We start from the raw sequence: 15217 nt of genomic DNA, 5'->3' as shown, positions 1-15217 counted from the left end.
CAAGAAAAAGACGCTAAACGAAAAGCTAGAAGGCACTGAGTCTTCTAGTTTGTTTGTACATAAAAGAAAGGAGGCCATGAGTATGTCAACTGTAAGCGCAACAATTAAAATTCTAGACGGATTCACATCACCACTAGACAAACTAAACAGTAAATTAAGTCAGGGACAGTCGATGTTTTCACGTTTCAAGTCTGGAATGGCAGGCGCCAATCCATTCAGCAGTCTTAACAAGTCTGCCGCTGAAACTGGTGGGGTATTTAAGTCTGTATTAGGTGCCAATGTTATTGGTGGCGGTATTAGTAAAGGCATTGGAATTGCCTCATCGGGGATTGGCTCAATGATTGGCGAATTGAACGATTCCAGCAAGGCATGGCAAACGTTTAACGGGAACATGTCCATGATTGGACAAAGCCCCAAGCAAATCTCTGCCGCTCGTGGAAGTTTATCAAAGTTTGCGCAACAAACAATTTATTCTGCATCAGATATGGCTTCAACTTATAGCCAGCTAGCAGCAGTTGGTACAAAGAACACGACATCGTTGGTTAAAGGATTTGGTGGGCTAGCATCCGCCTCTGAAGATCCGGCACAAGCGATGAAGACTTTGAGTCAGCAAGCTACTCAGATGGCTGCCATGCCTAAAGTACAATGGGCTGATTTTAAATTGATGATGCAACAATCACCAGCTGGTATGGCTGCAGTCGCTAAAACAATGCACAGATCCACTGCACAATTAGTTCAGGATATTCAAAACGGCAAAGTTAAAACACAGGATTTCTTCAATGCTGTCTCAAAAGCTGGGACTAATAAAGGCTTTACTAAGATGGCAACACAATTTAAGACTGTCGGACAAGCAGTTGATGGACTCAAAGAAGGTGTCGCCATTAAGTTGCAAGATGCCTTTGATAGCGCAAGTCAAGTTGGTATTAAAATGGTATCCAGCTTGTCTGACTCCATTAATAAAATTGATTTTAAGCCAATTGCTGATGGTGCGATGAATGCATTTAAAACCGTCGTCGCAAATGCAAAACAAATGTGGGCCGGATTTACGGACACTGGCGCTATCAAGTCGGTACAGTCTATGTTTACGACTCTGGGTGCGTCTGCCAAACGAGTGTTTGGGAAGCTGGCAGGTGGTGGTAAAAATCCGTTCAAGAGTTTTGGTGAATTGGCGGGTAACACAATCAAAGGCGCGGCTAAATCGATTAGCGCGGTAGCGGATGCTGTAAGTAAGCTAAGCCCAGGAACGCTTAAAACGATTGGGGCCGCGTTTGTCGTTATGAAGTCTGGAATGCAGGGATTAAAGTTCACGGTTCTGATTGCCGGCCTGAATGCTTTATCAAAAATGAGCCCAGGACAAATCAAAGCAGTGGCGGTGGCAGTTGGTTTGGTTGTCACTGCGATGAAAGGGTTCCAAGCGCTTAAAGGGATTAGATCAGCATTATCAATGTTTCAAAAGACACCTAAAGTTCCAGAAATTCCAGTACCAGAACCCGGTAAGACGGGAGCGGCTGCGACATCAATGTTGAAGCTAGGGATTGCTATGGTTCTGATTGGTGCTGGCGCTGCTTTAGCAGGCGCGGGACTATTGATGATTGCGAACGCAACAATCAAGCTGGTGTCAGCTGGTTGGCCAGCTATTGCAATGTTCTTTGGAATGATTGCGGCTGTCGCTGTATTAGCTGTCATCGTTAAACTACTCGGACCGTCCTTAATCGGAGGTGCGGTGGGATTCTTAATTCTTGGTGCTGCTTTACTATTGATTGGTATTGCGGTGTTACTTGCATCGGCTGGCTTGGCGCTATTAGCAACTCAATTGCCGTTGATTTCTCAGTATGGTGTTAGTGCCGCTATTGGACTATTAGCGCTTGCTGGTGCGGTTGCCGTCTTCGGTTTGGCTGCTATTGTTGCTGCAGTGGGTCTTATTCTATTAGGAGCTTCCTTATTAATCTTAGGTGTTGGATTTGTTATCGCAGCCGTGGGAGCGCTGCTATTTGCCGTTGCAATGGCTGCCATCGTGGTGACTGTTATTATCGCTGCTGTTGGGATGTTGATGCTGGCAATCACATTGCCGTTGATTGCCGTATTCAGTATGATTGCGGCTGTCGGACTGTTACTTATGAGTGTGGCTTTAACTGTCATTGCCGTTACAGGTTTGATTGCTGGAGTTGGCATGATGATATTGGCGGTTAGTATGGTGCTACTAGCACCGTTGTCCATGCTAGCTGCGATTGGTTTGTTGCTATTAGGCGTAGCAATGACCATGGTAGCAGTAACAGTGATGATTGCAGCAGTTGGAATGATGATTCTAGCCGTAGCAATGCCGTTAGTGGCCGTGTTTAGTATGGTTGCCGCAATTGGTTTGCTATTAATGAGCGTGGCCCTAATGGGGATTGCCGCAACGGGCTTGATTGCTGGGGTTGGAATGATGCTATTAGCGGTAAGTTTGATGTTAGTAGCACCAATGTCATTGGTGGCTGCAGTTGGAATAATGATGCTAGGTGTTGCACTAATGCTAGTTATGGCCGGTGCAATGGTTGCCGCAATGGGGCTAATATTAGTTATGGCTGGAGCAATGATGGCGATGGTTGGCTTGATGCTGGTTATGGCCGGAGCGATGATGGCTTTTACAGGCCTTGTGATGGTTATGGCTGGAGCAATGATGGCGATGGCTGGTCTGATGCTGGTTATGGCTGGAGGGATGATGGCGATGGTCGGTTTAACGATGGTTATGATGGGAGCAATGATGGCAATGATCGGACTTGCTGCTATTGTGCTGGTGGCTGCTGCCACTGCCCTTGTTCTCGCAGGGCTAGGAATCGCTGCCGCCGCGTCTGCTATCGGTATGGCTGCATTGGGAGTAGCAACGAAACTTGTAGCGACTCAGGTTGCTTCAATAGCAAACAAAGCTGCATCAGCTGCCGCTAGCCTAAAAACAATGGTCAGCGCGGTTAGTGTTGTTAAGACCGGACTAAATACATTAGGATCTATTGCACGAGATGCGGTTAATAAATTTGTTAGCGCCTTTAAAGGCGGAACAGGTAATGCACGGTCTGCCGCACACGCCTTAGTTAATGCTGCTACCAGTGCAATGAAGAGTGGTGTTAGTGCTGCCCGTTCGGCTGGTGCCATGATTAGTGCCGGATTGGCCGCCGGAATGCGGTCGAGATTAGGAACGGTTACTGCGGCTGCAAATGCCCTGATTGCACAAGCTAATCGTGCTGCTCGTGCAGCTGCTAAAATTCATTCACCATCGCGGTTATTTGCTGAAATTGGTGACTATATGGGCCAAGGTATGGCAATCGGGATGAATGGAACTAGCTCGTTGATTAGTAAGGCGGGAGCTAAGATGGCAACGTCAGCAGTGAGTGCTGCCAATATTGACTCATCGTTAGGAAATTTTGGTTTAACTGGGCTAAACCCTGGTGATCAACTAGCAGCTGGCTTCAATAGAGCATTAGAAGTCATTGGTAATGTGTCTAATGCGATTAATGGAATGAGCGGTAGTTCTATCACTGCTAATGGTCAGATTCAATTCGGAGCTACAGGAAGCCATATAAGCGATGTTCCGGCTACGACGCCATTTGGCGATAATGCTCGTGAAACGGTGACAGCTAACCATTATGGCGATGCTTCAAGTATGGTTGTTCAAGTACAACCAGGTGCAATTCAAGTGGTTAGCAGCGGTAATGGTGCACTTGATGGCGAAACTATCGCTCGCGAGCTTGAGAATTATTTGATTCGTAAAAATGGCACGGCGATGAGCTAAAGAGGTGAGTGAATAATGGCAAAACATATTGGTGTGTATCTGACCGATAACAAGAACAAAACGATTGAGCTACCGGTTAACCCACAAGAATTAAAAGTTAACTATGAAACCAACGATGCAACCGAAGAAGTTGTCAAGCTTGGCGAAATCAACAGAATTGGTGAAGTTAAATTGCGAACACTGTCAATAGAAAGTATTTTGCCAGTCACGACTAAGAATGTGCGTTATGTGACTGCCTCCAAGCCACTTAGTTCGGCTCAAAAGTATATTGATTGGATTATTGCGGCTCAAAAGTCAAAAAAGCCAATTCGCTTGGTTGTTTCTGGAACTAAAATTTCACTGAAGATGACAGTTGCTAGCTTTAATTACGGGATGGAAAATGCAAATGCGGATGAATACACCTTCACGTTAGATCTAACGGAGTATAAAACTTATAAAGCTGAAAAAATGAAAATTGCTAAGAAAAAAGTTGCGAAAAAAGGAAAGCCGCGGCCAAAGCCACCCAAAAAAATTGGGCGAGGCTCGAAGGTAATCGTAAATGGCCGCTTGCACGTTGATAGTTATGGACGGGGACCTGGCCAGACTGAGCATAACACCATTCGCAAAGTGAACTTTATCGCTCTCGGAAGAGCTTATCCATATCACGTGACGACGCTTAGCGGCGGTTGGCGCGGATGGGTGAAAAAATCTGCAGTAAAGGCGGTGTAAGGAATGGCAGTAACGACGATGACGGTCCAACATCGCGGTGAAGGGGCGATTGTGTGGGACATCCGTAACCTGTTAGTCAATGATTCGATTACTTGGACGACTGACTTGAATTATTCGGCCGGTTCATTGGAGTTTGATATTGTCGAGGTTGATGAAGGATTCACACCGCATAACGGGGACATTGTTAAATTCTATTGGGATGGTATCAGAATTTTTTACGGCTATATTTTCGATTTCAAATATGAACCAGAAAAGTTCACAGTGACTGCCTATGATAAACTTCGTTACTTGAAAAATGAAGATTCCCTTGTTTGGCCGGTATCGACGTTGAGTCAGCGTTTTAGTAAAGTTTGCAATATGGCTCAAATCAGTCACAGCATTGTCAGCGCTAGTAGTCATAAGCTAGCGGCGGAAGTCTGTGATAGTAAAAGCTATTTTGATATGCTGAAAACGTCGATTGAAAACACCGAGAAAGCAACTGGTAATCTGTATTTTGTGGCTGCAAATTATGATGTGGTTGAACTTCGGAAGGCTCCGTACAAGGCGTTAACGACAGTTGTGGGGGACAAGTCATTGATGACTAAATTTCAATACGAACGCAGTATTGATGATGCTGCAACCGTGGTACGAATCGTTCGAGAGGATGAGACTAAAGGTCAGAAGAGTACAGCGACTGCTAGTGGCAAGAGTGCTAAGGATACGCATTACACTACTGTTACTGCAAGTAGTCGTCATAATATTGATAACTGGGGCCGGCTTCAACACGTAGAAAATGCGAAGGATAAGTCGAACAAAGCACAGATGATGGAGCAAGCTAAAGCATTATTAAAGTCGAAAAACAAGCAAGCATACACCTTGACGCTCACGACGTTAGGCGATATTGATCTGATTGCTGGTAATGCAGTGTACGTCAAAATTCAGAGCTTGAAGGACATTGGTCTTGGGACCCGTTCAGTGCTCATTACCAAGGCGACACATCATTTTGGAACTAAATATACTTGCGAAATAGAAATGAAGGTGTAAAAGATGGCCGGTGAGTGGCTACTTAGTATGCTGAAGAGTAGAGGTGGCAGCCAGTCGGACTATGCTGATGTTGTTTACGGCACAGTTGTGGGTACGACTCCGCTACAGGTTCAGCTTGGCAATAATTTAATGCTGACCAATGTGTTTCTGACTACGGGAAGAGCTGTCAGTGACTATGAGACGATCGTAAAAGTCGACGGTAGTGATAAAAAGGTACAAATTAAGAATGGGTTAAAGACTGGAGACCACGTTGCGATGATTCGCAGTGATGGTGGCCAGTCATTTTATATTTTTGATAAAGTCTGAGGTGAGAGCAATGGCGGATGAAATTGAAACAGTCGACGATGGCGTTACAGTTGATGACCTGGCGGACGAAGTGGAAGAAGTCACGTTGCCCTCGAGAACTTATCAAGTAGTAGACGGGCACATCGTTGGTATGGTTGATGACTATGACGCAATGGTTCAAGCCGTTGATAAGGTGATGCGGACTGAAAGGTTTGTCTTTCCCATTTATTCTGACCAGTATGGTAATGATTTTAGTGAACTGCTGGGAAAAAGCTTTGACTATGCCACCGTTGAAGTCGAACGAATGTTGCAAGAAGCTTTACAGGCGGATGATCGGGTTGATGATGTAGTGGTTGAAAGCATCGTACAAGTAAATGCGACTACTTTAGACATCACAGCTACGGTTGAAACGGTATATGGCACCATGAGTGTTGAAAAGGAGGTGCATGCGAATGAATCCTGATGACTTAGCCAATCAGTTGGAAGCCCAAGACTTTGACTATTGGCTGGATAAAATGTTGGCAAAAGTTTCTGATACGGTTGATAAACGTGAAGGCTCAATTATCTATGATGCGCTAGCGCCAGCTGCATCCGCAATGGCGGAAAGTTCTATGGATGCAGCAAAGATTGTCCGTCAGACATATACATTAACTGCACAAAGCGAGTTCTTGGATTATCGGGCTGTCGAGAAAGGAACATCGCGACAGCCAGCGACTGCGGCCAAAGCCAGCGCCAAATTTACCGATGCTGACGGACAGCCGGTGACTAATGTGCAGGTCGGTGACCGGTTTGCAAGTCTAGGCGATGAGCCGTTCTTTTATAAAGTGGCTGAAATTGTCGGCGACGGCGTAGGCTATTTAGTTGCTGAATCAGTAGGAAGCGGCCCTAATGGCTATCGTGGCCAAATATTACCAGTGACGCCGAATGATTCGCTATCGTGGGCTGAAATCACTGCAGTGCCGGTACCAGCCCGCGATGCTGAAACTGATGATCATCTACGTGAGCGATTACTCTCGCCTGACTCATACAATGCTTATGGTGGGAATGTGGCCGATTATTTAAAGATGCTAGCTGGAATTGAGGACGTTGGCGCCGGTCAAGTTTATCCGGCGTGGCACGGTGGCGGCACTGTAAAGCTAGTCATTATTGACAATGATTTACGAGCTGCAAGTACTGACCTATTGAATCAAGTAAAGAATACGATTGATCCAGATGAGGTTACTGGGGAAGGATATGGACTTGCGCCAATTGGACATCAGGTCACGGTCGTTGCACCGACTGAGCTGGTAATTAATGTTACTACCACCATTGAAGTTGATAGTCAGATTACTGTTGAGGCCGTTCGTTCGGCGATTGAGACAGGAATTGAAGCCTATTTCAAACAAAAGCGTACCGACTGGAATAATGTCGATGCGGTGACTGGCCGAGGATACCAATTGACAATCTATCGTGCGCAAATCCTAACTCAGCTGATGAAGGTTGATGGAGTTGTTAATGCCTCGTTACCACTATTAAATGGACAAGCAGCTGATATTGATTTGGTATTCAACAATACGGTATCACAGCTACCAGTGATGGGAGTGGTGGACTTCAATGGCTAAATTAAGTGACTATTTACCAGATTATTATGATGATATTGTGGAAATGCATTCGCTAGTCAATGCTGAACAGGTGGCAGTTGATGCGAATACGGACCAACTGAATCGAATATTGATGAATCAATACGTCTTTACGGCGGATGCCCAAGGATTGTCGTTATTCGAATATCAACTGGGAATCACACCTGAATCAGGGGCTACTTTGGAAGAGCGACGGTACGACATTTTGATGCGTATCTTACCGCCACAGCCAATCACAATTGGCTATTTTCGTTCGCTTGTTAAGGCAATGCAGATACCGGCTGATATTGAAGTTGATGCGATCAATTCAATCTTGAGCACCATCAGCTTGGAAGCGGATGTGAGTGTTACACAAATCAAACGGCTACGCTATTTGTTGAATGTTTATGTTCCAGCCAATTTAACCTATCAAATAACAACGCGACGTACAGAGCGGACAGTCGAGCAATTTAATGCTGGCCAAGCAGTTCAAGTTGCGGTTGCAACTAGTGTAGATGCGGAACCAGTCAGTTTTATGCTGTTAGCGGATGAAATTATGCGCGTCGGTACCGTGCAACATGTCACGGTCAACACGTCTGTGACCGCTGAGAGTACACAATTAAAGGAGGTGAGTTAAATGGCAACATATGCAAATTCACAATTGACAAGTGCAGGCTTATTATTAGCAAGTCGAGCAGCAGCGGGTAAAACAACCTTCTCGCTGACACGCACGACCGCAAGTAGCAAAGACCTATCGACAGTAAGCGTTGGTGAATTAACAGCGATGCCGGATGAGATGCAGAGTGGTGTACTGACGGACAATTCTATTGTCAGACTAGATGATCATACGTTAAAGCAAGTCGAAGTTTTTTTTACGAATCGTGATCTAGAAATTAGCTATCCAGTTAATGCGATTGGCATTTATGCTAAGGAAACTGGTGGCAGTGAAATTCTATACGCGGTAATCAAGGCTGTAGAAGCTGAAATGATGCCTAGTTTTGCAGATAAAGTTTTGTTGGAATTCAAGTTGGCCGTTACTGTGGTCGTTGGTCAAATCCAGAATGTGACGGTTGCGGTTGATCCGAATGGATTAGCGACAACGACCTATGTTCAGAACCAACAAGTAGCAGTTGTACTGAATGAAAAGTCCTACGCAATTGATACCGCCAAACTGAATCTGAACGATTATCCCAGATTTAAAGCATGGGGCTATTACAATGGCGCTGGTATTGCACAAACAACTTCGTATGCCGGTGTTCCGCTAATGACGGAATTAACAATGAATGTTGATTTGCAGAATAATGGTCAAGTGATGATTCCGCGGTTCATGACAGCACAAATCAAAGCTGCATTACCGGACTTCAATATCGGTAGCTTTGCAGTTACCCGTGCGAGTGATGGAAAATGGATGTATCTTATTTCGGAGCCAGCAACTATTGGTATTCAGTGTTTGAATGCAACTTTTAAGTAATGGGAGGACAAAAACATGAAGATTAAATCTACATTAGAAAACGCCGGGGGGGGGGTATAAACTTAGTATTATCAACGTTTCTAACCCCTTTATCATATTGGAATGGTGGTGTGATTTATGACTAATATCACCAATATTGATTCCGGTCAAGCAGGCTGGGATGGGGTTATCAATACGAATTTCAAAAATTTGAACAATATGGTTATCGGAGGCCGAAATTATTTTAGCTTGGAGAAATTCAAACGTAGTCAGTATCGGGAAGATTATTTGGAAATGCCATCAGTCAATTTACAATTAGCTGCCAATACTACGTATACGGTATCTACTAATATTCCAGCACGTGATGACCAAGGAACACAGGATCTATTTGCAGGAAACGCTGGATTTAAGGCAGTTTCCGGTACTAATGGCGTTAAAGCTGGAAGTCCTTTGACTGTAACGACAAATAATACTGGTATTCTGCAAATTTCTGTACGAAATGTCAGTTTGAACACCGGTCAATATCATGTACAAGTTGAGCTTGGTGATAAGGCAACGGATTGGCGCCCAGCAGTGGAGGACACTGCACAAGTCACAGATACTGGCTGGATTAGGGATGGGATTACTCTAATGAATGGTGCAAAAGTTTACAGTAATTTTTTAGGTGATACTCCCGCCTTTAGAATTATTCAGTTAGGGGCAGTTGATATGTTAATGCTGAGCGGTTCTGTGAATGGCATCGCTATTACCAAGGGATGGAATCTAACATTAAACGTTGCTACGCTGCCACAGCTAGTTACGGATTGGTTTAGCGAGCACCAAATGGTTAACACTCACTTTGATACACGAGCATTTGGAGTTCAATATGGCTGGAATTTTTACAATGGAAAAATTCAGTTGCAATATTGTTCAGAAACAAGCGACGACACATTTTGGATTAATTTTAACCATGTATTTATTTCGTAAAGTAGCCGTTCACAATTGAACGGCTTTGAATTAGAGAAAGGAAGTTCAATTATGACAGTAAGTTTAGCAAAAGTTGATTATGGTCAAGAACATTGGGAAAAGACTATCAATGATAACTTCTCTGGCCTTGACTCTGATACGTTTCATTTGTCTGGGGGACCAGTTAGTCGGCAAAATTTGATCTTAAATTCTGCAACTCCTCGAAATACTAAACATTGGTCCGCACCCGTTGGTGGAAAAGTTCTTGTTATTCGTAATCACTTATACAAGAATGGCAAAGTCAATTTATTCAGCATCTTACATGACAAAGAAAAGCCCGGTGTTGATGAGGAGGTTTTTGCAATAACGGATGAGTATACCTTGGTACCCAACACAAATTATGATGTCTATTTCATTGCGTATGGTGCTGTCGGTATTACAAGCTTTGATGCTTACATGATTTGTCATGATGCAAATGATAATTTGAATAATATTCAATTAACCACGAGTGTTGTTCCAAATCCGTCTAAAGCAGTTCTGTATAAGCTTAGCTTCAATTCAGGTAATAATGTTCAGGGAGCATTCCGTATTGACAACAATGGGTCTACCGATGGTGTAGATCACAATTTGTTTTTTGGTGAGGTATTTGTTGGAAAGTCAGAGTACTGGGCACCCGCGGCCAACGATATTCATGCGGAAGACACTGGATTAGTTCGTTTGACAATGGTTGGTGCGGTGGAAGGCCTGTATCAAGCAAAAGATGCACCGCTTGCTCGACGTGTGAATGATCTTGTCCATTTGACTTCTGGAATCGTAGCAACTGCAGATATTCCGGCAGCAACGAGAATTTTAGCAATGCCAGATAAGTTTTTGGGGGCTGACGGTGGCATCACAGCATTATGCCGAAATGTATCTAGTCAAACCGAATTTCCAGTAACCATTAAGGATGATGGACTATATGTAGCCAAAGCCTTGCCAAACGGTACTAAGTTAGATTTTGCAGGCATTAATTATTTAGGAAGGGATGAGTAAATTGCCACAAATATTATATTTTTGGAATGAAGACAATGAGCTGGATCACAGTGAATTTTTTATGACGGATGATGAGTTACCTAATCCGTTACCAGGCAACGCGACGCCAGTAGCACCGACAAATGGACTATACGAGCCAATTACGTGGGATGGGACTACATGGAATGGCACTGATAAGGATGAATGGCTTGCAGCACATCCAGTGCCAGTACCGGAGCCGTCAGAACAAGATAAAACTAATGCGGCATTGATGTTGCAAATTGCGCAGAACAAGACTGCGCAAGACCAGTTCAACGCTCAAGCAATGCTTGCAATTGCTGCACAGAATGGAGGAACTAACTAATGTTTATTTTTATCAAACAGTATTACGCGATGGGGCTGTATAATGCGGATAATTTAAGCACTTTGAAACTAGGCGGTTTACTAACAGAGGATCAATACAATGAGCTAGTTGGTATTAATGAAGATACGACTGACACAGAAACGGAGGATAAAAAGAATGAAAATTAAAAACAAGTTAGAAAATGACGGGGGGGGGGTAGAATGCCTATATACCGGTATTTCTAACCCTTTTATTATTTATAAAGGTGGTGTTAGTTATGATTAACATCACTACTATTAATCATGGTCAAGCAAATTGGGATGAACCGTTGAACCGAATGTTAGAAGGCCTTGGTTCAGCGGTTGAGGATACTGGATGGATTGACTTAACGTTAATCAATGGTTTCGAAAACAGAGCTAATATTGGAAAAACAAGTATAAGAAAAATCGGCGAAATTGTAGTTTTGAGACTGTCAATTACTAACTTAGTTCGTGATGCTGTCATTGCAAAATTACCAACGAATTTCTATCCACAACAGTCTATCCCGTTCTCGTTAAGAGGAACAATTGGACGTTCATTTTCATTAACACTGGGTAATGATGGAAATTTGAATTTTGAGAGCCCAATGGATGGACAATTTGATGTGACTGACTATGTAGGCGGTACGTTTGTTTGGGTGACTGGTTAGGAGATGAAAGTATGTGTTAACACATTTAAAGCAGAATCGTTTTTGGTTGTGGAAATCATTAGAAACTTATGGATTGGGCGTCTATTTTCTCGTTAGGCATAATGTAACCTTTGCCTTCGTACCACCACGGCCAACGGTTTTAGATATCATGGATGATCCACCTTCGATTTCAATACTCATGATTGTAGCGACGTTAGCAGTTGTCTATTCGTTCTGGAATATTGATGTACCATATTATAAACCGGTAATGACAGGAGCCCTCACATTTGTGTGGGTCTTTTTTATGGTCGCCTTTATCTTTCACGATGCTGGTAATGGGCAACTAATAAGTTTTGAATCGATGTATGCATTTTTTGTTTTATCATCGATGATCCATGAAATAGTAATCGGGGGCTGATATAGTGAGCGACGTCGTACTCGTGGCCCTCATCAGTGCTGGTGCTTCGATAATCGTTGCATTGATAACTCAAGCACCGGCGATATTGAACCGTACTAAGGCCACTGACAACACGCTTGCCAAGCTAAAAAAGGATAATGAGGCGCTACAGAAGGAGAACACAAAGAAACAGGAAATAATCGAATATTATAGGAAGCGAGATGAAAAATAGTGGAAGAATTTATCCAATTATTGAATGGTGGTACTATTGCCATGATTGCGATTGCTACTTTTGTAATCGTGTGGGGAGTTAAGCAAACACCATTGAAGAATGTGTATTTACCAATGATTGCATTGGGAATTGGGGCAGTGATTGGTATTGTATTTGGTTGGCTGAACGGCGATATTAAACCAGTCGTAGGGTTAGTTGATGGTTTAGTTGCTGGCGCCGTCAGTGTTGGCGGTAATGAGGTATTCAAATCAATTACACATGCATTAGATGGAGGTGTAGAATAATGAGTTTAAATGGTATTGATGTTTCCAGTTATCAGGCTGGCATGAATGTTGATGAAATCGCTGGTGATTTCGTCATTGTGAAAGTAACTGAAGGAACAGGATATACGAATCCGTCATGGAGCGGGCATGCTAAACAAGTTCTATCTGCGGACAAAAAGTTAGGACTCTATCACTTTATTCGAAATGACGTTGATGTAAAGAAACAGGCCGACTACTTTTTGTCCAAGGCTAAGCCGTATATCGGTCAAGCTGTTCTGGTTCTGGACTTCGAAAACACGAGTGGTTCGACAATTCAAGATCAAGTTGGCGTTGGACTAGCCAAACAATGGCTTGATTCTGTTTATAGCCAGACTGGAGTTCGTCCGTTGCTCTATACTGGTATTAATTGCGAAAATTCATTGGACTGGTCGTCCGTTGTCAAGGCTAATTATGGACTATGGTTGGCCCAGTATAATCGTGATACGGTCGTTAATGGGTTCAAGCCACGTGATCTATACGGATTACTTAAGCATTGGAAGTCGATGGTCATCTTCCAATACGCAAGCGTTGGGCGCTTGTCAGGTTGGGGTGGCAATCTTGATTTCAACGTTTTCTACGGTGACAAAGCCGCTTGGGACAAGTATGCAAAAGCGACTAAGACAGTTGTACCTGCGCCAAGTAAGCCTAAGCCAGCCGGGCCAAAGTGGGTCAAGGAGCAGAAGACATACACGCTCAAAACAGCTGTGAAACTTCGAACAGGCGCTTCTACAGCGTCCAGTGTTATTGCTGTCTTGCCAGCGGGATCAACCATCAAGACTGATCAAGCTATCATTCAAGGTGGTTATCGTTGGGTGCGCCAACCACGTCCGAACGGCTATGCTTATATGGCAACTGGCCCAGCTAATAATACTCTTGAATATGTGAAATAACAAAAAGCCTCACACTGACCATAATGGTTGGTGTGGGGCTTTTTTAATTTATTTACTCCATATATTTTAACCGCCTAGGCGTCATGTGCATTTACCGTTGCTGTAACCCCTTGGGGCACAATGAGTTACAGTGGTGTGGATTTTTTTGGTGCACTTTTGAGTGCACTAAATCGTCGAAATTTGATGTTTTTTCGTAAAAGTGCACCAAAAAGTGCACCATTATATCAATTAAAGCCGTTTTGAAACAATTAAATTAAAATAAAAACGCCGTCAACTCAACGATTGACGACGCTCAAGGCTGGTACAGATAATCAATTTAAGGAGAGTACAGCCTTTCGAGTGCACTCTCATATCATTGATATCAAGCCTTTTAGCGCTATCATTTTTGTTGAGTGCACCAAAAGTGCACCATGTTAGTTGACCTGAGAGAGGGCTTTTAAGGTCCGTTCGTTTTCCTGTCGTTGGTCTTCTTTAATCATATGAGCGTAGACGTTACGAGTGATGGAACTGTTCTTGTGACCTAATCGTTTTGAGATGTATTCCATCTTCACACCACAGTAGAGTAGGTAACTAGCATGAGTGTGACGTAGGCCGTGAAAGCTAATCCGTTTAATACCCAATGAGTCGTGGTATTTTTTAAGCAGATTATCGCATGCACCTGGAGAGGGAATACGACCACGCTTATTCATGAAAACCAAATGATCTGGGTTGTCCAATTTAACTGCCATTTGTAAAGCGTGTAACGTTTTAAGATGATTTAAAAGATCGTCAGTTACGGTTATTGTCCGAATACTCGATTCGGTTTTAGTTTTCTTGAATTTTTGACCATAAACATAATCCCATGACTTATTAACGCGTACGGTTTTGTTTTGCCAATCAATATCGGGCCAAGTGAGTGCAGAAACCTCGGCCACTCGCATTCCAGTTAGTAAACCAGTGTAGATCATTGATTTGCTGGTAGAGGTTAACTTGATATCCGTATTAACCTCAGCGGCTAGTTTTTGCATGTCCTCGGCATCAAGGTACTTTAACTGTGCTGATTTACCCGCATGACCGCCTAACTCAGCGTGCAGACAGAAATCAGACTTAATTAAGTTATCAGCCACGGCATCAACAACAGCAGCGTGAATATGACCGTGCAGCTTTTCAACGGATGATTTACTATGATAGGGCTGGTCGTCTTTAAGATTACGTTTGGTACGCTGTTGTGAGTTACCATGAACAAAGTCATTAATGAATTGTTGATACCGCAGCCGAGTCATTGCTGATAGTTGGATCTTTGGTAAAAGTTCAGCGATTTGACGGAGAGTGTATCGGTATTCCTGTTCGGTAATTCGTGCAACTTTGCCAAATTTGTAAGTTTCTAGCCATCGTTCATAGTAATCAGAAAAGAGTGTCGTTGTGTCAGTCTTACCAATGGATTTATCAAACTTAGCTTGTTCTAATTCGGTAGCCCATTGTTCAGCTTCTTTTTTGCGAGTGAAACCACTTTTGTTTTTAAAGCATCGTTTGCCGAATTCGTCATAGTAACTGACGCGGACGGCCCACTTACCATTTCTTTTAGTAATACTTGCCATTTTGATTTCCTCCTTAAATTTCA

Annotated in this window: 17 protein-coding genes; 16 read left to right on the top strand and 1 reads right to left on the bottom strand. The window is 43.3% G+C overall.

What is annotated here, in order from left to right; genetic code table 11:
- Positions 1–82: 82 nt before the first annotated feature.
- The 16 genes from LP667_RS08900 to LP667_RS08820 all read left to right on the top strand — a co-directional run bounded on the left by LP667_RS08900 (position 83) and on the right by LP667_RS08820 (position 13617).
- Positions 83–3766, top strand: a complete 3684-nt coding sequence (locus tag LP667_RS08900) for a tape measure protein (protein WP_056988266.1) — start codon at positions 83–85, stop codon at positions 3764–3766.
- Positions 3767–3781: 15 nt separating this feature from the next.
- Positions 3782–4474 (top strand): hypothetical protein, encoded by a 693-nt coding sequence (locus tag LP667_RS08895; protein WP_056988267.1) that lies wholly within the window; start codon positions 3782–3784, stop codon positions 4472–4474.
- Positions 4475–4477: 3 nt separating this feature from the next.
- Positions 4478–5497, top strand: a complete 1020-nt coding sequence (locus LP667_RS08890; RefSeq protein WP_056988268.1) for an XkdQ/YqbQ family protein — start codon at positions 4478–4480, stop codon at positions 5495–5497.
- Between the two features lie 27 nt (positions 5498–5524).
- The gene (locus LP667_RS08885; protein WP_082618907.1) at positions 5525–5803 is read left to right on the top strand and encodes a DUF2577 domain-containing protein; all 279 of its coding nucleotides are present in this window, start codon (positions 5525–5527) and stop codon (positions 5801–5803) included.
- Positions 5804–5813: 10 nt separating this feature from the next.
- Positions 5814–6245, top strand: coding sequence for a DUF2634 domain-containing protein (locus LP667_RS08880; protein ID WP_082618897.1), 432 nt, complete (start codon positions 5814–5816; stop codon positions 6243–6245).
- Positions 6235–7383, top strand: coding sequence for a baseplate J/gp47 family protein (locus LP667_RS08875; RefSeq protein ID WP_056988270.1), 1149 nt, complete (start codon positions 6235–6237; stop codon positions 7381–7383). The genes LP667_RS08880 and LP667_RS08875 overlap by 11 nt, the downstream gene beginning before the upstream one ends.
- Complete coding sequence (locus tag LP667_RS08870; protein WP_056988271.1) at positions 7376–8017, top strand: putative phage tail protein; 642 nt, start codon at positions 7376–7378, stop codon at positions 8015–8017. Before LP667_RS08875 ends, LP667_RS08870 begins: the two co-directional genes overlap by 8 nt.
- On the top strand, positions 8018–8851 hold the full coding sequence (locus tag LP667_RS08865; RefSeq protein WP_056988272.1) for a hypothetical protein: 834 nt from the start codon (positions 8018–8020) through the stop codon (positions 8849–8851).
- A 117-nt stretch (positions 8852–8968) separates the two neighbouring features.
- Entirely contained in the window at positions 8969–9796 is an 828-nt protein-coding gene (locus tag LP667_RS08860; RefSeq protein WP_056988273.1) for a hypothetical protein, read from the top strand.
- A 51-nt stretch (positions 9797–9847) separates the two neighbouring features.
- Positions 9848–10807: a hypothetical protein gene (locus tag LP667_RS08855; protein WP_056988274.1), complete on the top strand. Its 960-nt coding sequence runs from the start codon at positions 9848–9850 to the stop codon at positions 10805–10807.
- 1 nt (position 10808) lies between these two features.
- A complete protein-coding gene (locus tag LP667_RS08850; protein ID WP_146029293.1) occupies positions 10809–11150 on the top strand; it encodes a hypothetical protein in 342 nt (113 codons plus the stop codon).
- Entirely contained in the window at positions 11150–11317 is a 168-nt protein-coding gene (locus LP667_RS08845) for an XkdX family protein (RefSeq protein WP_120247159.1), read from the top strand. Before LP667_RS08850 ends, LP667_RS08845 begins: the two co-directional genes overlap by 1 nt.
- An 89-nt stretch (positions 11318–11406) precedes the next feature.
- On the top strand, positions 11407–11817 hold the full coding sequence (locus LP667_RS08840; protein ID WP_056988276.1) for a hypothetical protein: 411 nt from the start codon (positions 11407–11409) through the stop codon (positions 11815–11817).
- 13 nt (positions 11818–11830) lie between these two features.
- Positions 11831–12214: a hypothetical protein gene (locus LP667_RS08835; RefSeq protein WP_056988277.1), complete on the top strand. Its 384-nt coding sequence runs from the start codon at positions 11831–11833 to the stop codon at positions 12212–12214.
- Positions 12215–12424: 210 nt separating this feature from the next.
- Positions 12425–12709: a phage holin family protein gene (locus LP667_RS08825; protein ID WP_056988279.1), complete on the top strand. Its 285-nt coding sequence runs from the start codon at positions 12425–12427 to the stop codon at positions 12707–12709.
- Complete coding sequence (locus LP667_RS08820) at positions 12709–13617, top strand: GH25 family lysozyme (RefSeq protein WP_056988280.1); 909 nt, start codon at positions 12709–12711, stop codon at positions 13615–13617. The genes LP667_RS08825 and LP667_RS08820 overlap by 1 nt, the downstream gene beginning before the upstream one ends.
- Before the next feature lie 413 nt (positions 13618–14030).
- Here LP667_RS08820 and LP667_RS08815 read toward each other — a convergent pair whose 3' ends face one another.
- Positions 14031–15194, bottom strand: a complete 1164-nt coding sequence (locus tag LP667_RS08815; RefSeq protein ID WP_056988829.1) for a site-specific integrase — start codon at positions 15192–15194, stop codon at positions 14031–14033.
- Positions 15195–15217 lie beyond the last annotated feature (23 nt).

Source organism: Lactiplantibacillus paraplantarum, assembly GCF_003641145.1.
Classification (GTDB): Bacteria; Bacillota; Bacilli; order Lactobacillales; family Lactobacillaceae; genus Lactiplantibacillus; species Lactiplantibacillus paraplantarum.
This window is presented reverse-complemented; position numbering and strand designations above follow the sequence as displayed.